General features: G+C 36.0%; 15 protein-coding genes. 5 read left to right on the plus strand and 10 right to left on the minus strand.

Annotated features, from left to right (window positions below; all coding sequences use genetic code 11):
- The first annotated feature begins 352 nt into the window (after positions 1-352).
- The gene (locus MT391_RS15810; protein WP_499498934.1) at positions 353-2,077 is read left to right on the plus strand and encodes a polysaccharide lyase family 7 protein; all 1,725 of its coding nucleotides are present in this window, start codon (positions 353-355) and stop codon (positions 2,075-2,077) included.
- Positions 2,078-2,840: 763 nt separating this feature from the next.
- Here MT391_RS15810 and MT391_RS15815 read toward each other — a convergent pair.
- Positions 2,841-4,637 (minus strand): sodium:solute symporter family transporter, encoded by a 1,797-nt coding sequence (locus MT391_RS15815; protein WP_499498936.1) that lies wholly within the window; start codon positions 4,635-4,637, stop codon positions 2,841-2,843.
- Positions 4,638-5,451: 814 nt separating this feature from the next.
- On the opposite strand from MT391_RS15815, the gene MT391_RS15820 reads away from it, so the two are divergent.
- Positions 5,452-6,192, plus strand: coding sequence for an oligogalacturonate-specific porin KdgM family protein (locus tag MT391_RS15820; RefSeq protein ID WP_166371711.1), 741 nt, complete (start codon positions 5,452-5,454; stop codon positions 6,190-6,192).
- A gap of 180 nt (positions 6,193-6,372) precedes the next feature.
- On the opposite strand, the gene MT391_RS15825 is transcribed toward MT391_RS15820, so the two are convergent.
- From MT391_RS15825 to lgt, 5 genes are all read right to left on the minus strand, one after another.
- Positions 6,373-7,098: a 3'-5' exonuclease gene (locus MT391_RS15825; RefSeq protein WP_499498938.1), complete on the minus strand. Its 726-nt coding sequence runs from the start codon at positions 7,096-7,098 to the stop codon at positions 6,373-6,375.
- A gap of 45 nt (positions 7,099-7,143) precedes the next feature.
- Positions 7,144-9,003, minus strand: a complete 1,860-nt coding sequence (locus MT391_RS15830; protein ID WP_166371709.1) for a putative nucleotidyltransferase substrate binding domain-containing protein — start codon at positions 9,001-9,003, stop codon at positions 7,144-7,146.
- Between the two features lie 522 nt (positions 9,004-9,525).
- Positions 9,526-10,239, minus strand: a complete 714-nt coding sequence (locus MT391_RS15835) for a FadR/GntR family transcriptional regulator (protein ID WP_166371708.1) — start codon at positions 10,237-10,239, stop codon at positions 9,526-9,528.
- A gap of 317 nt (positions 10,240-10,556) precedes the next feature.
- A complete protein-coding gene (locus tag MT391_RS15840; RefSeq protein ID WP_499498940.1) occupies positions 10,557-11,408 on the minus strand; it encodes a thymidylate synthase in 852 nt (283 codons plus the stop codon).
- Positions 11,408-12,244 carry a prolipoprotein diacylglyceryl transferase gene (lgt, locus tag MT391_RS15845; protein WP_499498942.1) on the minus strand — a complete coding sequence of 279 codons (837 nt, stop codon included), beginning with the start codon at positions 12,242-12,244 and terminating at the stop codon, positions 11,408-11,410. Before lgt ends, MT391_RS15840 begins: the two co-directional genes overlap by 1 nt.
- A gap of 670 nt (positions 12,245-12,914) precedes the next feature.
- On the opposite strand from lgt, the gene sstT reads away from it, so the two are divergent.
- Complete coding sequence (gene sstT / locus MT391_RS15850) at positions 12,915-14,147, plus strand: serine/threonine transporter SstT (protein WP_499498944.1); 1,233 nt, start codon at positions 12,915-12,917, stop codon at positions 14,145-14,147.
- A gap of 131 nt (positions 14,148-14,278) precedes the next feature.
- Here the strand turns inward: sstT and ptsP are convergent, their stop codons facing one another.
- A complete protein-coding gene (gene ptsP, locus MT391_RS15855; protein ID WP_499498946.1) occupies positions 14,279-16,549 on the minus strand; it encodes a phosphoenolpyruvate--protein phosphotransferase in 2,271 nt (756 codons plus the stop codon).
- 31 nt (positions 16,550-16,580) lie between these two features.
- On the minus strand, positions 16,581-17,114 hold the full coding sequence (gene rppH / locus MT391_RS15860) for an RNA pyrophosphohydrolase (RefSeq protein WP_028868637.1): 534 nt from the start codon (positions 17,112-17,114) through the stop codon (positions 16,581-16,583).
- Positions 17,115-17,763: 649 nt separating this feature from the next.
- Between rppH and mutH the strand changes: the two genes are divergently transcribed.
- Positions 17,764-18,435 (plus strand): DNA mismatch repair endonuclease MutH, encoded by a 672-nt coding sequence (gene mutH / locus MT391_RS15865; RefSeq protein WP_299664324.1) that lies wholly within the window; start codon positions 17,764-17,766, stop codon positions 18,433-18,435.
- 82 nt (positions 18,436-18,517) lie between these two features.
- A complete protein-coding gene (locus MT391_RS15870; protein WP_166371702.1) occupies positions 18,518-18,847 on the plus strand; it encodes an early set domain-containing protein in 330 nt (109 codons plus the stop codon).
- A 150-nt stretch (positions 18,848-18,997) separates the two neighbouring features.
- Here MT391_RS15870 and MT391_RS15875 read toward each other — a convergent pair whose 3' ends face one another.
- Positions 18,998-19,546 carry a DUF2301 domain-containing membrane protein gene (locus MT391_RS15875; protein ID WP_499498948.1) on the minus strand — a complete coding sequence of 183 codons (549 nt, stop codon included), beginning with the start codon at positions 19,544-19,546 and terminating at the stop codon, positions 18,998-19,000.
- A complete protein-coding gene (locus MT391_RS15880) occupies positions 19,547-21,355 on the minus strand; it encodes a sensor domain-containing diguanylate cyclase (protein WP_499498950.1) in 1,809 nt (602 codons plus the stop codon).
- Positions 21,356-21,509: the final 154 nt, after the last annotated feature.

A 21,509-nucleotide genomic window follows, 5' to 3' on the forward strand; every position in this document is an offset into this window, starting at 1 on the left:
AGATGTTAACTTTGTCCCAGTCGAAAATGAAGCAACTGATAAATTTATCGTTGGTGGTGGTTCTGGCAGTTCAGATAAAAACTTAGATGGAGATCTAGACAATATTGCAACTTGGAACGTTGCATTAACTGAAGCACAAGTTATAGAACGAGCAGCTTTGTTCGGTTTATAAGGCTTAGCTTATGCCCTCCTAATTAGGGGGCATAAGCTCACAATTAAAAATACAGCATCTTTTATATGCATGAAATGTATAAATATAAAGCCTAGCTTTATTAATCAGATGCAAAAATAAAAATATTCTTCCTCAAAATATATACCTCTCTATCGATTATCATGAACATGGAATTCCACAATGAAACATAAATTAGTCAGTACCGCTTTATTCTCTGTATTCCTTGTCGCGTGTGGAGGAGGTGGAAGTGGAGGTAGCACAAAAACCACTTCTGTTAGTTCAGGTAATAATGCCTCATATACCGGCATCCCTTATGATTACCCGCAATATATCAATGCACTTAAAATGGCAAACTTACAACAGAGTGAACCATCCGATGGAACAAAAAGTGATGTAGTAAAAGCAGGCCAATATCAATACTACGATAATGATTACTTTTATATTGACAAAAACTCAGGCTGGCTTACTTTTGAAATGAATGGTGAAAGTAACCGTTCGGAATTACGCTTTATAGACAACTTTAAAAGTGACAACAGTGATACTTATACATTAAGTGCCGAAATACTGCCCATTAATCCCACTCAGTCGGTAATAGAAAGTAGTGACGGGCAAGAGATGACTTTATTACAAGTGCATAATAAAGGTAAAAATGGGGACACCGATGATACCGTTTTATCGCATCCTTTGTTGCGCGTAATTTGGGATGGAGAAAGCCGTAGCGACGATAGTACAGGTGATTCTTACAAGAATGCATATTGGGCGATCATTAAAACCAATGCATTAGAATGTAAAAATCAAGACAACCCGAATTACAATGCTAACTGCCCCGATTCATATAACTATTATTATCTAGCTGATTACAATGCTAATAGCCCAACTAAGTTTGGAATAGAAGTAGGTGACAGTAAATTAATCATCAACGTTGATGAATATCAAAAAGTAGATTTTGATATTAGTTACTGGTCTGACTTTTACAGTTATTTTAAAGCAGGTGTCTACAACCAATATCAAAATGGTAATAGTATCGTGCAATTTAAAAGCCTGATTTATAATAACAAGTTACCAATAGCAACCTTAAACCCCTCTTTACCACCCTCTGATAACTTCACCTTAAATGATTGGTATTTGAGTGTGCCCATTGATGATGACAACAGTGGTACGGTGGACTCGATTAAAGAAGGTGAATTAAGCGATGGTTACGAGTCGAGCGACTATTTTTATACCGGCATCGATGGTAGCATGGTCTTTAAAGATGATATTAATGGTTTTAAAACCTCTACCAACACATCTTATACGCGTACCGAATTACGTGAGATGTTGCGTGAAGAAAATACCGATATTGATACCCAAGGTGTTAATAAAAATAATTGGGTTTTCTCAACGGCTCCTAATAGCGAGCAAGCTAAAGCGGGTGCGGTCGATGGTATATTAAATGCTACTTTAGCGGTTAATAACGTCACTACAACGGGAGCTGATTATCAAGTTGGCCGAGTTGTCATTGGGCAAATACACGCCAATGATGACGAACCGGTGCGACTATATTATCGTTTATTGCCAGGACATAGCAAAGGTGCTATCTATTTTGCCCATGAGCCAAGAACAGGCGACGAAGTTTGGGTGGAAATGATTGGTAGTAGAAGTGACAACGCTAGCGAACCAAGTAATGGTATCGAACTCAATGAAAAATTCTTTTATCAAATTAAGGCCGTTGGTAATAACTTAACCGTGACTATCATGCGAGAAGATAAAGCAGAGGTAACCGCCTCCATTAATATGACAAATAGCGGTTATGATCAAGCTGGTCAATACATGTATTTTAAAGCGGGTGTCTACAACCAAAATAATACCGGTGAGAATGATGAGTTTGTTCAGGCCACTTTTTATTATTTAGATAATCAGCATTAAATCCTAAATTCATACCTAGATTCGCATAATAGGTATGAATTTAGACTTAAATATATTCATTATATTGAAATGAACCAACCTGTTATTGAGCTAGTTACACATAGAGTATCAATAACGGGTACCCCCCTATTCTCGACTATATCAAAGCACTCAAGATGCTGATAATTAGCACAACTTTAATCTACTGCATACATTTTCATAAAGATTATTAAAGCTTTTAGCCCTCCCATAACTTATATACCGGTTACCAATCAATAGGCATGATTCAATCATCAATTCGAACATCATGCGATGTGGCATGATGTGCCTTGGACATTTGGTGCATTAACTTCCCATCTGAAAGTGTAAAATAAGTATTTTATTTAAATACCTAATTCTCAGTGCTTAATGCTTACTTAGTGCTTATCGAATATTACAACGTCACCCTATATTTAAAATAAGAGTTAGTGCTCCACAGGGCAAGCCGTGATGCACACATCCTTATTCCTATTATGAAAGGGTAATAAAGCAACAATTTAATCCGTTAGATCTTTATGTTTATTGAACCGATTCACCGAAGCGTTAACTAATTTTTGTATCTTGATGGTAACCGATATAAATGGAGGTATGAGGTTTGTTTCAAATAACAGCAAACGAGTGATTTAAGGTGATAGCGGATGTAAAACTGAAGTTAAAGCAGGGTTTATTTAACGCAAAAAAAAGCGGTTAGATAAACTAACCGCTTTATATTAGAAAGTAAGATTAAAATTATATACGAATGAAATTAGCTCAATTCAGGCAATTTATCGTTATTATCGTCATCATCATCTTCATTAACAACACTAACAGCTTTCACTAGTAGTAGACCTATAGCGAACACGATACCGCCACATAAAACAAAGATTAAACTTTCGCTAAATGTATTTGGCAAGAAGAACATTCCCATAATACCAATACCAGCAATCGCAATTAATTTACCTAGCATTGTACGTTGTTTGTTATCAAGGTGAGCTTGAGCACTAGACGTATTATGTAAAGGTGTTGCTAAGTTAGTAAAGAAAGTATCAATATCTTTTTCACGATGCTCTGCTAAAGGTTTGTAGAACGCCATCGTACAGATGAAGAAACCACCAGTAATAACAATATGACCGATTAGACCAAGAGCAACTTTAAGATCTTTCCATTCACGACCAGTTAAAGCAGTATCTAGATTAAACCAGTTTTGAATATCTCCTGCCGTGATAACTAAACCAACGTAGTAAGATACACAAGCGCCCACTAGTAGTGTTGCCCATGCAGCCCAGTCCGGTGTTTTACGAATGAAGAAACCTAGGAACGTAGGTACTGTCATAGGGAAACTGATCAAGGCACCTACATACATCATGGTATCAAATAAGCTCAAACCTTTAAGTGAGTTGATGAATAATGCAACACCAATGATAATTAAACCAAACACAGTTGAGGTAATTTTAGAACAAGTTACTAACTCTTTCTCAGTTGCTTTAGGACGAACTACAACTTGATAGAAGTTTTTAACAAAGATACCTGAGTTACGATTTAGACCTGAATCCATTGAAGACATTGTCGCCGCAAACATTGCAGAGATAAGTAAACCAACCATACCAGCAGGCATGTACTCATCAACAAAGTATAGGTAAGCATAATCAGCTGCTTTTTTACCCGCGTCAGGGTACATAGCTGATAAGTCAACACCAGTAGATGCAAGGAACCAACTTGGTAGGAACCAAATTAATGGACCCATTGTCATTAATACACAAGCTAATAGTGCAGCTTTACGAGCATTTTTTGAATCTTTTGCTGCAAGGTAGCGGTATGAGTTAAGCATGTTATTAGTAATACTGAACTGCTTAACAAAAATAAAGAATGACCATATAGCAAAGATACTTAAGTAGTTAATCTGTGTACCAACAAGGAAGGTTACTTCACGTGTTTGCTCAAAACCATCAATGATATTTGAAATACCACCACCAAGATTAAGTGCCACAATCGCACAAGTAATAGTTACTGCCATGATGATAACCATCTGCATAAAGTCAGATGCGATAACCGCCCATGAGCCACCTGTTACAGACATTGCTAATACTACAAGTCCAGTAGCCCATATAGTATATTCAATATCTACGTTGAAGAGACCAGAAGCAATGATAGCGAGTGCGTTTAACCAAATACCAGCATTAATAACACTGGTTGGCATGCTAGTCCAAGTAAACACTTGCTCATTTTTACTACCAAAACGTTGGCGAACTGCTTGAATTACCGTTACAACACGTAGTTGGCGGAATTTAGGAGCAAAATAGGCGAAATTCATAAAGTAACCGAATGCGTTAGCCATGAAGATAATCGCTACGGTAAAACCATCGTTATACGCCTTACCGGCTGCACCAGTAAATGTCCAAGCACTAAATTGTGTCATGAAGGCAGTTGAACCTACCATCCACCAGAGCATGTTACCGCCCCCACGAAAGTAATCACTTGTATTGGTTGTAAATGTTCTAAACATCCAGCCAATGGCAATGAGAAATAGGAAATAAACTCCTACTACTAATAAATTAAAATCCATATTGATGTCCTTTAGAGTTAATAAGATTATGTAGACCATATAACAGACCTATGTTTATTTGTATTACAATAGTAGAAGTATGTGATTAGAATCATGTTTAATGATGACTGTTTACAAATAACCTAACCTAGATCAAATTCAAGCGGCTTCTTAATAAATGAAATAAATCCAGTGACAAAGCAAAAGCTTAAAAATAATTGCTGCAATTACTTTAATAAAAAAATAAAAATAACATTAAAAAACAATGACTAACTATAATTAAAGAATATTAAAGCTAATTTTTATTAACCTTACGCTAATGGAATTTAAATATAAAAGGCTAAAAATAAAGTTTGGATAGTTTGCGGCATATGAATAAAAAAAGAAGAAACGAAGTATTTATAATAATGTCATTAACAATAAGAAGGCTTTGCCACATAAAAAACACAAAAACAATACACCACCAAAAAGTAACACAAATTAAATACAATAAATGTTATCCACCTCTCTATAAATACCAATACCTTACATTTAAAAACAAAGAAATTAAACACAAGCCATTGATATAAAACAAATTTAAAATAAGTGAAAATACAGGAAATAATTTAACCATAAAAATAAGAGCCCTATCACAGAACAAAACAACAAAAATTATGTATTCTATTTGTATTATGAAATGCTAATTAAGAATCGGTATGGAATAAGAGATTTAAGTTTTACTGCTCAAGATGTAACAAAACCTATTTGGTTTTAATTGAATGTAACAACAATCGACTTATTAGCAATAAAACTAAAACATAAATTTAACACATCAACATCAACATGGATGATAACAATGAAATTACAAAATAAATTAATATTTGCTGTTGCAACAACCTTATTATCAGGTGCAGCTTCTGCTGCGCAAATCGATTTCCGTCATGAATGGCGTTCGCATGATAATAAAGAAGCGAGTCGCGTAAAATTAGGTACTGGCTTCAATATTGAGAGTGTTGATAACCTAAAAGCAAACGTTGGTATTGAGATGAAGTTTGCCAGCTTTGACAGAACTAAAACGCTGAGCAATACAGAATTGACGGAAACAGAATTAGACTTAGGTTTAACTTACAAAATGGGTAAGTGGCAAATTAAACCAGGTATGCCCATTGCTTTAACAGATCGTAAAACAACATTTAAACCACAAATTCGTGTTGTTTATAAATCTGATTTTGGTTTAACCACTGCATTACGTTACCGCCATGAATTTGCAAACTATTCAGATCCTACGGATGGTGATACCAACGTTGAAACAGGTTTAAAGGTAAACGATCCAACCAAGTCTAAAGTGACATTAACGGGTTCTTATAAATTTGAATCTTTACCTAACTTAAAGTTAAGTTACGAAGCTAACTACATTAAGTCATGGGATAAAGTTAAACAATTTGATAATAAAGATTGGGAATACGATGCAGGTATTGTTGTCGGCTACCAATTCGGCAACTGGCGTCCATTTGCAGAAATTTGGAGTATAGATGAAGGTTCAAGTTCAAGTAAAAGACAAGCTAAGTATCGCGCTGGTATTAAATACAAGTTCTAAAGCAATAAAATGATTTGGGTCCTTAAAAGGCGGCTTACGTAAAGTGAGTCGCCTTTTTTGCAAATTATAAATATCAACTTATTAATGTGTACTCAGTTGTTTCAACATGTTGTTAAGTGTTTCGAGCATATTGTTAAGTGAGCAAGTATCACCCCTCATTTCATTAAGTGTATGAAAAAGTTAAAATACTCTGCTGTAATCAAATTTCATATGACGTACCCTCGAATCTGCACCTTCAAAACATTTTTTTAATAATGCTAAGTACAACTCCCCGGTGGCTAAAGAATCTACCAGTGCACCATGTGCTGCATATTCGGGTAAATTATGTCGAGCACGAATAGATCCTAGCCTAAAGTCTTCAGTCTCAGCGCTATCTTTATAGGCATGTAAGGACTTCTCCATCTGTAAGGTATCAACCCATAACAGAGGTAAAGGCGGTAATTGATATTGTTGCGCAATGTAGTAGTTTAGAAAACGCTTTTCCACGACACTACCATGCACGATAAGCACTTTTCCTACCAGTTCATCTAATAATGTATCAAGCACCTCAGCCCAAGGTTTACCTTGTTCAAGCATTTCAGGGACAATATGGTTGATCACTGCGGTTTCAGCTTTAATATTTTCTGCACTGTTAATTAAGGTTTCTACAGCTTCAGATAGTAACAATTGTTGATTAATTAATGGTAAGTAACCAACACTCAATAAAGAGTCATATTTAGGGTCAAAACCCGAGGTTTCAAAATCCACAGAGAGGTAATCAAGCGAAAAAATATCTTCGCCTAAATCAGGTAAAGGTGCGGATAATAGCGCTTTTATATTATCAGGCACTTGGTGTTTATTGAGATAACGTTCACGCTCTCGCTTTAATTTATTGAGTGGATGAAAATGTTTTAAAATCAGACGCATAGTTTCCTTTTATTAATCAATAACCCTATAACATAAGTCTTTTTACTAACCATTAAACTTTAGCTTGGTGTAATCTTGCAAGTCTGCAATGATCCTAAAGGCATCTTTTAAGTGCTTTCTTTCAAAACTACCAAAAGTTTCAGGAACAATATTATTATCAGGTACTTTACCTTCCTGTAAGGCACTTAACTGATGTGATAAACGTACTTGTGTCAGGAATTGAAATGAACCTTGTACATTTTTAAGCATATCTTCGCTTAATAAATTATGTTCATGAGCATGTTCAAAACGAGCCATTGTTTCTGCTTTTTCTGAGCCCGATGACAATCCGTAAATACGCGCTAAATCAACCAACAAATTAATCGCAAACTTTTTGATATTTAAGGTTTTAGAATTTTCACCGCTTTTCTCTAATACTAATGAGTTAAAAATACCTAGTGGTGGACTCACTGAGACAGAATCCCTCACCATTGAAGATAGAAAAACATTTGAAGCCTTAATACTGGAAAAGAGATGTGCTTGAAGTTCTTTGTTGAAGCTTTCATTGCCATATAACCAACGTGTTTCTAAAAAAACAGTGACATTCAAAAGGCTCTCGTACTCTGGATTAGCTACCCACTTACTATAAGAGGCTTTCCACACCTTTAATGGCACACACCATTTAGGATTAACGGCCATAAATTTACCACTACACAAAGGATAAGCACAGGCATCTAACGCATTACATACCCACATCGCAACTCCCTGAAAATAAATACGATCTGCTGCCGTTGCATCATCAGCCAAAATAATTGCATTATCTTGATCTGACAACATATGTACTTCATTACGCGCATGGGAACCTGCCACAATCCAAGCAAATTCACAGGGAGGTTTACCAAAATGACCTTCTGCTATTTGCAATAAACGACGATTATAAGCATCCATGATCATGGTCATAACATGGCCAATAATATCGCCACTAACTTTACCTTCCACTAATGCTTCAAAAATAGCTTGTCGCTCGGGTGTCAGTTTTGTCAGGTCTGCGACACTATTGGCGTATTTAATTTTTTCAATTAAGAATACTGCCTGTATTCTATTATTTCGAACTAAATGTGTTGTTGTCAGTACACCAAGTACTTTATTCCCCTCAACCACGGGTAAACTACGTACATTATTTTGCATCATGATTGATGATGCCTTAAGTACTAAGTCATTTGGTCCAATAGTTAGGGGATTCGGAGTCATGATCTCTTTGACTGGGCGGTTATAATCTAATCCAGCGACAATTACCCGTTTAGTCATATCACGGTCAGTTATCAAACCAACAATTTCACCATTTTCGGTGATCACCGCCGTTGGTGAGCACACTGCCATGATCTCTTCAGCGACTTTTCTGATTGGTGTACTGGAGTCTGCGACTACAATTTTATCACTGGCGACTTCAGAGACTTTTTTAACAAAAATGCCCTTCTCACTATCTGACCAGACAACATCGAGTGCAGAATGCAAGCGTACTTGAACGTTACCAGCAAAGTGTTCTGCGAAATCAGGATACTCTTCTAGTAAGCGTAACAAGTCTGAATGCGGCACCAAATAAAGCAGGGTATTTTCAATGGCAATGGCATTGTAATCTTGTTGAGACTCTTTATGTTTATCCAAAAAAGTAAAACCAAACAGATCTTCAGGCCCTAATTTGGCTCGCAACATACCATTATGCTTACGCTGTTCCATGGAGCCAGTACGGATCACATATAGATAACGCAGCTCCTGATCGCCACCAAATTGAATTTGCTCACCTTTCGCCAGATAAGTTATTTTTATACAACAAGCTATTTTACGCTGTAAATCTTTTGGCAACTTATCAAAGGGGTCAATGGTTGCGATGAAGTCATGAACATTGGGGATTAAAGTTTGAGGCATAAATAGTCCTTTAAATGGCATCAATAGATTAAACCCAAAAACCATCTCTAGAGCAGTGAATTTCCCGAGGTTATTTTCAAGTGACTTGTATAAGATACAATCTATGTAATTGAGTAAGTTTATATAAAGTAATGTTATATAAACAGATGGCAAGCTTACAAGAAACAGCGAAAGAGAGTGGCTTTAAAATTTAATTAAATTATTGTCTGCTTCTTTTCAAGCATACTAGCTGTCTTCAGCGCACTAACTACTTTCAAGCGTACTGAACTAAATGTTTTCAGGCATAGCAATTTTGACAGTTTAAGCATAAACATCTAGACCGCTAGGTATATAAATATCTAGGTATATAAATATTTAGGCATCTAGCTAAACAGACACTTATTCTAAGAGCCTAGAGATCCTACTAGATCCTCTAATTACTGTTCAGTAATCGTTAAAGTACCCTAAGACTAAAAACTAACTTTTATCTTACAAGTCAAAATCCTAATAAAATATTGTAATACAATAAAAATAAAAAAGTTATTATTCAGTACTTGGTAAGCGGCGCTTACTTTTACTTAACAGCTCTACATTTGCTTGCCGCGCTTTGTTTGCATCTCCTGCCATTATTGCAGAATAGATAGCTCGATGCTCTCCAATACAGGTGCTGCCTTTAATTGAAGAATGAGCAATAAAGCTTTTAAACATGGTGCAGAGAACGTTTGCAAGCGGCAAATAAAAACTGTTTCCCGTAGACAAAAATATCAATCGATGAAATTCCATGTCAGCTTCAGTCCAGCGCTCAAGGTCGAAGTTTTTAGATATATAATCCATCTGTTGAAACGTAGCAGACAATAAAATACGCTGCTCTGCGGTTGCGTTTTCAGCCGCCAACGCTGCAGCTTCAGGCTCTAATGCATTGCGTAGTGATAAGAAATCACGATAAACAGCATTATTATCACCAATACCTGTCAACCAATCTAACAATTGAGAGTCTAAAAAATTCCAGTTTTCCCGACTTGTTACACGCGTTCCAACTTTAGGTTTTGATTCCAACAGCCCTTTTGATGTCAGCAACTTAATTGCTTCACGCAGTGAGGTTCTGCTGACCTTAAACTGTCCGCATAGTATCATCTCACCTGGAATTATTTCATTTTGAGCTACTTCTCCTGAAAGGATTTTACGCGCGATCTCACGTGCGACTTGCACATGTAGGCTACGTTTTCCTCCAGCGATTTCTTCAAATGCATTATGCATAAGGTATATTCCTTTAATAAAGTCACTTAATAGTAATACAAATAGGGCGGATTTCATATACACAAATACTAAGGCTATTTGTCTTCTGTGATTTATGTAGGTAAATAACTTTCATGTTTTGTAGTATTTGTGAACTAATACTCAGGTATAAATCTAAAGCAAGTCAGAAATGCCATCGTTAATGTGAAAAAATCCTAATTTCATTAAATGAGTTTTGCCAAAGCAGTCGCTAAGAGAAAATAGCTAGTAAAAAGCCCACTATGAAGTGAGCTTGAGTTTATTGTTTCGTGTATTACACGATTAACGTCTTGAAATGCTTATACTGAGAAAGGATATTTAATCGCCTCATGGCATTGGTAATTAAGCACTTCAAAGTCATCCATCGTTACCCACGTTTCTAAGTCTTCAAGGGATTTAATTTCTGGATTAATCTTCAATTGTGGAGATGGAAAAGGCTCTCTTTTTAATTGTACCTCTTGCATCAAGGACAATTGATCTTCATAAATATGTGCATTGACAATTTTATGGTATGCCTTACCCGCTTTTTTACCGGTGATTTGTGCCATTAAAGCCAAAAAAGCAAAGACTTGTACTTGGTTAAAATTAAGGCCTAAAGGCACATCACACGAACGCTGATAGCTAGTCAGGTGCAGCGTATCGCCTAATAATGAAAAAGTGTGCGTGTGCATACATGGACGAAGACAGCCCATATCAAATTCACCGGGATTATAAAAAGTAAGTATCTCAGCACGGTCATCAATACCGTTTCTTAAATTATCAACAATTTTTCTTAGTTGATCTAAGGTAGTTCCATCGGGTTTTGCCCAAGCGCGCCCTTGCACGCCATAGACTCTCCCCATATCATCTTCACCTTTACGGTATTTATTATTTAACCATGCCTCATTTAAATTAGCATTCGCATCCCACGTTTTTGTGCCTAAAGCACGGAAATCTGCAGCATTATCATAACCACGGATATAACCCAAAAACTCCGCAATAGCAGATTTATAAAAACTCTTACGAGTGGTGATCATGGGCAATTGATTATTACCGACGTCATACTCTAAATCTGCATTGATCACTGTTAAACAACGTTTACCAGTGCGCTCGTTTTCAATCCAAGTACCTTGATCAATAATGCGTTGGCATAACGCTAAATACTGTTTCATTATTTCTTACCTTTATTTTTTTTAGGTTGGCTTTGCGCTACTTCAACTGGATTGGTTTTGTAAGCATAAACCATCAAACCAGACCCAATCACGATCATAGGTAAAGACAGAATTTGCCCCATACTCAACCCTAACGTTAATAAACCAAGCTGTGCATCTGGTTCGCGTGCAAATTCAATAATGAAGCGGAATATACCGTAACCTAATAGGAATAAACCAGCGACAGAACCTGCGGGTTTTGGTTTGCGAATAAATAATAATAAGATAATTAAAAGTAATACACCTTCTAATGCAAACTCATAAAGCTGTGAGGGGTGGCGTGCTAAAGGCCCTGCATTTGGGAAAATGACACCAAAAGGTGAATCGGTTACTCTTCCCCATAGTTCAGAGTTAATAAAGTTACCAATACGACCAGCTCCTAGGCCGACTGGTAGTAATGGCACTATAAAATCGCCAACAGATAAAATTGAACGTTGATGACGTTTAGCATAAATAATGATCGCAGTAACCACACCGATTACGCCACCATGGAATGACATGCCACCTTCCCAAATCCTAAATAGGTATAATGGGTTATCTAAGAAGCTAGGCAATTGATAAAAGAAAACATAGCCAATACGTCCGCCGAGAATAACCCCCATGAAACCAGCAAATAAAAGATCACTTGCTTGTTCACGAGTCCATACACCATTGGAGTTATCACAAACTCTATTCGCCATCCAAAAGGCATAAGCAAATCCAACTAGGTACATCAGGCCATACCAGCGAATATCTAAGGGGCCAAGACTAATAGCGATCGGGTCGATATGGGGTAATACATAATGAGATGATGACATTTTATACTCTGGTTAGTGATTTTAATGGCGATATCATAACGTAATCCTCCTTCTACATTAAGCCGTTTTTGTCTATGATATTTTGAAAGATAAAGTCAATGCCCAACGCTGAAGTTTTAAATCCACTTACTATCATTAGATCCACTGCTACCAATGATATTTAATCAAATGCTCTTGTTGCCCTAGATGTTGTTGTTTACCTATATATTATTATTTTATATATCGTGCTCATAGTTGTAACATCGATATACGATAGCTATTTAACGGTTATCTAATTAACAGTTATCTAAATTCAAGGTCTATTCAGCTAAAAGTTAAAGTAATCTTCCTTCACTTGTATATAAATAAAGCAATCAACAAATAAGTTTAATGCAACATGTCTTCACAACGACTTCAGTAATGAAGCGTATTACTACCTCTATCACCTTATTGATTAAAAGTTATTAATTACAGCACTATATCGCAGTTAATTATGCTATTTTCTTTGCCAAATTCTGATCTGTAATAATTTCTAACATATATGAGTTGTTACAATCACCCTAAATCAATCATTATAAAAATAACGTTATGCCAATTATATTTAATAAGTGTGGTTGGTATTACTTATCGCTGAATGTCTAAATTAAGCATTTATGCCTTAATCGCTTTTAAAATAAAAATAGGAATATTTATGAGTTCAAATCCCACTCTCATTCAACGTATGATGAATGGCAGCTTAGTTTTACAGATTGTTGTCGGTATTATCGCAGGTGTGTGCCTTGCATCTATCTCACCAAGCAGTGCAACTTCTGTTTCTTTTCTTGGTGGATTTTTTGTTAGTGCATTAAAAGCTGTTGCTCCTATTCTTGTTTTTATTTTGGTTGCATCATCAATTGCTAACCAGACTAAAGGTACACATACTAATCTTAAGCCTGTTATTCACTTATATTTAGTAGGCACTCTATTAGCAGCAATCACAGCAGTATTATTTAGTTACGCTTTTCCAACAGAGTTAGTACTGATTACTACTGATATTAACGCCACTCCGCCAGAAGGTATTTTAGAAGTATTAAATACATTGCTATTTAAAATAGTAGATAACCCTGTTAATGCATTATTAACAGGTAACTTCATTGGTATTTTAGCTTGGGCTGTAGGCTTAGGATTAGCACTACGACATGCTAACCAATCGACTAAAGATATATTACATGACCTAGCACACGGTGTTTCAAGAATCGTACAACTGGTTATTCGCTTAGCTCCGATCGGTATCTTTGGTTTAGTGGCAGCAACTTTTGCAGAAACAGGCTTTGATTCGTTAATTGGTTATTCACATTTATTAGCCGTATTAATCGGTTCAATGTTATTTATTGCTTTGGTTGTAAACCCAATTATTGTGTACATCAAATTAGGCACGAATCCTTACCCATTAGTATTTCAATGTTTACGTGAATCAGGTGTGACTGCATTCTTTACACGTAGCTCTGCGGCTAATATTCCGGTTAATATGGCTTTATGTCACAAATTAAAACTGCATGAAGATACCTACTCTGTATCTATCCCATTAGGTGCAACTATTAATATGGCGGGTGCTGCGATCACTATTACAGTATTAACACTTGCAGCAGTAAATACCCTAGGTATTGAGTTTGATATTCTAACTGCTATTTTATTAAGTGTTGTAGCGGCTATTTCTGCATGTGGTGCATCCGGTGTTGCCGGTGGCTCTTTATTATTAATACCATTAGCTTGTAGCTTATTTGGTGTTCCTAATGAAGTCGCAATGCAAGTGGTTGCAATTGGTTTCATCATTGGTGTGGTACAAGATTCAGCTGAAACTGCATTAAACAGTTCAACGGATGTTATTTTCACTACAGCTGCTTGTCGCGCTGAAGAAGCAAGAGAGTTAGCAGCTAATCGCTAAGTTTTAATCGTATCAAAAGTTAATTTCAAATAATTGGCTTCAAATAAAAAAACCGAGCAATGCTCGGTTTTTTGTTTTTGTTATATACTTTTTTGCTGACTTAAGTTGTTAGTGAAGCTTCACATTAAAGTTTACTTTTTACCTGCTCGAACAAAACCACCCAAACCTTTGGTATCTAAATAATCAATAAAGGTTTTTTTAATAAATGCACCATCATGTCCTTTTAGAGCAACTTGCGTGCATGCTTCTAACTCTGGAATGGTCACTTTATTAAGTAAATATTTAACCTTATTAATATTAAAAGCATTCATACTTAGTTTACGATACCCTAAACCTAACAACATTAATAAACCGATAGGATCCCCAGCAAGCTCACCACAAATACTCACTTCAATGTTATTTTTTTGGCTCTGCTTTAAAATAAACTGCATTGCTTGTAGTACTGCAGGATGATAACTATCAAACAGGTCTGCAACACGGCTGTTATTTCGGTCAACAGCCAATAAATATTGTGTTAAATCATTGGTCCCAATGGATAAAAAGTCCACCAGCGGAGCTAATTGATCAATAATAAAGATAGCCGAAGGCACTTCAATCATTACACCAATATCAGGTAGAGGAAATTGTTCGGCGGTTAAATGTTGCTCCCAACAAATCTCTTGCCATGCTTGTTCAATTAAACGCTTCGATTCTTCCACTTCCCCTACAGACCCGACCATCGGTAACATAATGCGCAAATTCTGTGTATTAATACTGGCACGTAACATAGCACGGATTTGAATCAGAAATATCTCAGGGTGATCCAGTGTTAAACGAATACCACGCCAACCTAAAAATGGATTTTCTTCAGTGATTGGGAAATAACTGAGTTGCTTATCGCCACCAATATCCAAAGTACGCATGGTTACCGGTAGATTTTTGTATTGTTCAAATAAAAGTTGATAAGTGCTGACTTGCTCTTGTTCTGTCGGAAAAGCGTTACTGAGCATAAAAGGTAGCTCAGTACGGTATAAACCAATACCAGAAAAATTTTGTTCTATAAACACGTCCGGTGTGGTGTTGAGTCCCGTATTCAGAAGCACTTCAATCTCACAGCCATCTTGGGTAATTGCCGCTTGATTTGCAACCAGTTCAACCAGCGCTTTCATCTCATTTTCTTCATCAAGCAGTATTTGATATTCTGCAATTAAAGAAGGCTCTGGTTCAATAATAATAGTGCCGGCATAGCCATTAATAATAATATTTTTATGCGCTAGATTTTTAACCCTTAAAGACACACCCAATACAGCAGGGATCCCTAATGCTCGCGATAAAATGGCAACATGAGAACTCAAACCACCTCGTACCGAGACGATACCTTTTAGTTTATCAGGTGGGATCATTGCTAGCATCGAAATAGTGACTTCTTCAGCAACGAGAATAATCTCTTCAGTAAAGTCTTGCTTTTCATCATCACGATTTGAGAGATGGTATAATAAGCGCTGGCCAACATCTCTAATCTCAACAGCCCGTTCTCTTAAGTACGGATCACTCATGCTCTCAAACTGTTGAATATAAGTTTCTGCTACGGTTTTAACGGCACTTTTAGCGGTTAAATGTTGTTCCCTGATTTGCACTTCAACTGCAGTTAGTAATGCTTTATCTTTTAATAAATGACCGTAAACATCAAATAACATAAAAGCATCTTTAGACACTTGTTCCTTAAGTGTAATCGAAACTTTAGAAAATTCATCTGCACAAGCTTGTACCGCATTACTAAAAGATTGCATCTCCAAATCAGGATCTTGACTTAACTCGATACCAACGTCACTCAGTAATAAATGAGCTTGTAAAACATGTGCTTTATTGATCGATATACCAGAACTCGCTGGGCTACCTTGTAAATGCACCGAGCGATTTTTGGGTGCTTTTTCATCGGGTAAATCTAATAAAGTCCCACCTAATACACTGCCCAGGTGGACAGCTAAGGTCACTAAAAATGATTCTTCTAACTCATTAAACAATCGTGGTAATCGCTGCTGAGCAACTAATACACCTAATACTTGACGTTTATGAATAATAGGGACGCCGAGAAATGAACTAAATTGTTCTTCATTACTTGATGGTAGATATTTAAACTGAGGATGTTCTGAAACATTTGCTAAATTAATCGGTTCACCTTTTTGATAAACCAGACCAACAATACCTTCATCAAAATTAAAATGCGTTGCACCAACGACTTGGCTATCTAGACCTTCACTAGCCATCAATGTCAGCTTTTGAGTTTCTTTATTAGTAATAAAAATAGAACAACAATCCAAGATCATTGTGCTTTTGGTTTGTTCTACTAATAAGTTCATAGCATCAGAAAGTGTACTTGCCTCACCGAATTGCTCTACGATTTGACGAAGTTGGCTGAACATAAAACTCTCCTATTAATAAGGGAAGAAGCAATTACTTGAAGGAACCTCGGCGAGGTCGTTTATTTCTCTTTTTATCTGATTTGTGCATTAACGAAAATGCTGCATGACAAAATTCAGCGAGTGCTCTTCGGTATACATCACGTTTAAATGAAACCACTTGTCGAACCGGGTACCAATAAGTAACCCATCGCCAATCATCAAATTCGGGATGGCCGCAAGTGTCAAATCCAATTTGCTCTTCTTCTGTTATCAATTGTAATAAAAACCAGCGTTGTTTTTGGCCAATGCATATAGGCGCGGGAGACTCCCAGCGTACTAAACGTTTAGGTAACTTATAACGTAGCCACTGACGGCTACTTACGACTACTTTTACATGCTCAGGTTTTAAGCCGACCTCTTCATATAACTCTCGATACATAGCTTGTTCAGGTGTTTCACCTTCTTTAATTCCACCTTGTGGAAACTGCCATGAATGTTGACCGAAGCGCTTAGCCCATAAAACTTGACCATTTTTATTACAAATGATGATACCTACATTGGAACGATAACCATCAGCATCAATCATTAAAAACCTTAATAAGGTTAAGATCCATCTTCATTTATACACAAGTAAATAGGCGATAACACGGGATGGATGAAATTATAATTATGGATGCATTCTTTCACAGAAACCCTTTACCATCAAACCGATAAACGCTAAAAAAATTAATCGATACTACCTGCATCACGTTTACGGAAAGTGTACTGTGAAATATATCCACTAAATCTGTGCATAACTATGTGCACAATTAAAATTTAATAAAAGATCTAGAAAACAACATAAACTTCAAGATCTTTATTTAATTATTTTACCAATAAATTTTTCAATATAAAACAATAAGTTACCTTTTAAAGATAAACTACCACCTTTTGACCCTGTCATTAGATCCAGTGTTTTTAATTCACAACCCAATGTGAATATCTTACACGTTTAAAAAATAGTCATTATCTATTTGAGTGCCATTTTTTGTTTAAAAAATAAACACTAAAACAATTTATTAGCCTACTTTAAGTTCTTTTTTAAAATAAATCTTAGGATCTTATGATCTATTCAGTTATCCACTAAAATTGTGCATAACTCTGTGTAAGTTCATTTTACAACTATGAATAACCCCAAATAAAAAAAACACGTATAATAAATGGGTCTATATTTTTAAGTGGTTAAGAGAGTACCTATGAGGCCAACACCCCAATCAGAAGCTGAATTATTAACCTATTGCGAAGCAATTGCGGGCTATTCATTATCAGAATTAGCAGAGATTGCTAATATTGATGTACCTGAAAACTTGCGTAAAAATAAAGGTTGGGTTGGACAACTTATTGAATGGCACTTGGGTGCGGCGGCAGGCAGCAAACCAGAACAAGATTTCAAACACTTAGGGATTGAATTAAAAACAATCCCCATTGATAGTCAGGGTAAAGTTTTAGAAACAACTTTTGTTTGTAGTACTCCCATTCTACACACAACACACTTAACTTGGCATAACAGTAATATACGTAATAAGTTAAGCAAAGTATTATGGCTTCCTGTACAAGGTGAACGAAAAATCCCCCTTTCAGAACGTATTGTTGGTAACGGTTTTTTATGGACAGCCTCAACATTACAAGAGCAATTAATGCAGCAGGACTGGGACGAGTTAATGGAAAAAATAGCATTGGGTCAGATAGAGACGATTAGTGCTCGGGATGGACAAGTATTACAATTACGTCCAAAAGCAGCAAATGGTCAATGTGTTACCGATGCATATGGTGCACAAGGACAACTCATTAAAGTCCGCCCTCGTGGTTTTTACCTCAAGAAAGCGTTTACGCAGGACATTATTAACCATCAATTTAATCTAAATTAACTTTCATCGAATAGATGACTAGAATTTATACAGTGTTTAAAGTAAATTAAATACAGGATAATACCTTTAGGGAGCAACAAGTATGAGCATTAAAAAACAATTTTTAAAAAATAAACCAATCGTTAAAGTGACCTTTGAAGTAACAAAAGAGCTCGCAAACGGGGCAGCAAGTATCGATTTATTGTCTGAACATAATCAATGGCAAGCCATTGAACTGAAAAAGTTTAAAAATGGTAAATTTAAGGTTGCTGAGAATATTTCAACTGAAGAACGTGAAGGTTTACAGTTTATTTACAAAGTAACTTCTGAAGCAGGTGAAGAATCAATACTGCTTCCTGATGGTGCTGATAACTACGTTGATAATGGTATGAATGATGGCGGTAAGAATGCTGTTATATTACTTACTGAATAAATCCTTTGTGGTTTTACAGTTATTTATAAAAAGTCGCTTTTGCGACTTTTTTGTTATCTTCTCTGCAAAACTCTAAAAAGCAGACTAAAAGTAAGTAACAGCCAAAATCTATATTTTAGGATAAATGACCACAGTGTTTAATGTTGGTGTTTAGTGTTGATATTTACTGCGATCACCAAGGTCATAATGCAACGGCATACGTAGTTTTTTGTAGGCCATGTAAGCGCTGATCAGTGCGCTCACTATTGCAAAAGTGGCTGCAATTATAGGTTTTGAAAAAACCACCCCATAATAGAAAACACACAATAATAAGGGATTTATTTTCACTATCATTAATGAAAAACAAAAGCTTTCTTTGTAACTCACACCTGCACAACAAATTAATAGCGCCCCCAGGCTTAAATGAGTGGCGACTTGTCCGCTACTAATAAAGCTTAAAGAAACTAACCACACACCTAACCAAGCACTAGTGACTAGAATATAACGAATATTTTTATCATAGATATGTAGATTAGCTGCCATTAATAACACCGAAAAAGCCACCCACACTAAGCCATGTTTGTACCATACTGGATAGTACAATTGCTGCAACGCTATTATTAATAAGCTAATAGTGAAAAAGATCATGCCAGCACGATAACTAATGATGCTAACCTTATCGATCAAGGTGAGTTTTTCTTTGACTTTAATATCAGCCATTTATACGCTTTCGTTATGAATAGTAATACAGTTTCTACCGTTCTCTTTACTCTGATACAAGGCATCATCCGCCTGCTTAATAAGTTGCTCTACTGAGCTATTTTGATCTGGTATTACAGCGCTAATGCCAAAACTCATGGTGATAATTCCCCCTGGATTATGAGAATGAATAATGTGACTTTCTTTTAACGCTTGTTTTATTTTATTGGCAATTTGTCGGCCATCTTCTGCATTACTATTAGGTAATAAAATCACAAACTCTTCACCTCCGTAACGCGCACTTAAATCGGCACTACGTGTTGTTGATTGCTTGATCAAGGCACTGGTAATACGCAAACAGTGGTCGCCATGTTGATGCCCATAAATATCGTTAAACTGCTTAAAAAAGTCGATATCAGCAAGAATTAAACAAAGTGAGCCTTTTTCTCGTTGTAGACGCATCCATTCTTTGGCAATAGTTTGATCGAAGAAACGACGATTAAATAATCCAGTAAGACCATCCTCCTGCGATAATTGTTGCAATGATTTATTAACAGCAATTAGTTCAGCGGTACGTGATTTAACCGTTTTTTCTAATTGATATTTAGCTTTGTACAAATTCAAATACAGTGTGCTTTTATTGACTTGTAAATCATGTACTCGATAAGCTAAGGCTAATGAGAAGACAACTAATTCAATCAACGATCCAAGCATAAAGCCATAACGAGTAAAGAAATTAAAAGGTAAAACCCCAGCATTAACGCCTGCAACAGCAAACACACCTAATGCATACCAACTCAACCCAAACAGAGCATAATTAGCGAGTGGTACTTTCTTAAAGTATGCAATGATATTTACTAACAATAGAAATAAAGTGCTTGGCATGGCGATATAGATAATTAAATAATAATAATGAGTGTTAATACCACTAACCACACTTTGCAGGATAAACAATGCCATCAAGAACTGTAAACAAAAGTCTATTTTTGGCAAATTACTACTGGTCTGTAATAATGTTCGAACAAACTGCAATAGAAAAACAAACGAGACGGAAATTGAAATTATATATAAATAATGCACTGATGCAGATTCAATGACGTATAGATCAAAGCCACTGTACATAAAGACAAAAATAATAAAAGTAACGCAGTACAGTACGTAATGAAAATATAATTTGTCCCTTAATGATATCAATAAGAACAAATTATAAATAAACATAGCCAAGGACATACCAAAAAATAACCAGTATCCGGCAATCTCTATTTGCTCATCCTGCGCATATTGGTAGGGAGACTTTACCTCAAGCCCGACAGTCACCAAGTTAATCTCGGTGTTGATCTTGGCATATATCGTTTTTGTTTCGCCAGGCTGTAATGGCACACTAAAACTCGGTAGCCGATTATGAATACTACGCTCCGCAACAGGGATAGCTAAACCACTTTGATCATGAAACCATCGCGTATTCTTATGTTTCTTTTTAGTTGAGCTCGAATCTTTAACCCGATAGTAAATACCTGCTTGATAGAGGAAGGTTTCATCAAACTTAACGATCCGCTCTATCGCTTGCTCGCTTTGGTTGTGCATTTGAAATACAAACCAATAATTGGCACGTTCAACGGATATATTAATGCGTGAAGTGCTGTTATTTCCATCTAGATTAAGTTCACTGATATCATCAATGGTCATTGATTTAGAGTAATCAATATATAAATGTAATGGGAAATTCTCAGCTAGATAATTAGCTTCTGCAACTTGCAGTGGTTGGTAGTTATGGGCTAAAGAAACAGAACTCAAAAAAAGTGAGTATATAATCAAAAAAATACGTAACATAAAAAACCATCCGGTTTGCTTTAAACTTCAAAATACAAAACAAAAAGATGATTTTAAAGTAAAAATTTAGTAACAAGTAATATATTTTCAAAAATATGCGTTTGCTCCGACTCAATCTTGACTACCACTGTAATAATTCACAGTGTATTATGAT

Source organism: Vibrio sp. 1-Bac 57 (genome assembly GCF_037546855.1).
Lineage (GTDB): Bacteria > Pseudomonadota > Gammaproteobacteria > Enterobacterales > Psychromonadaceae > Psychromonas.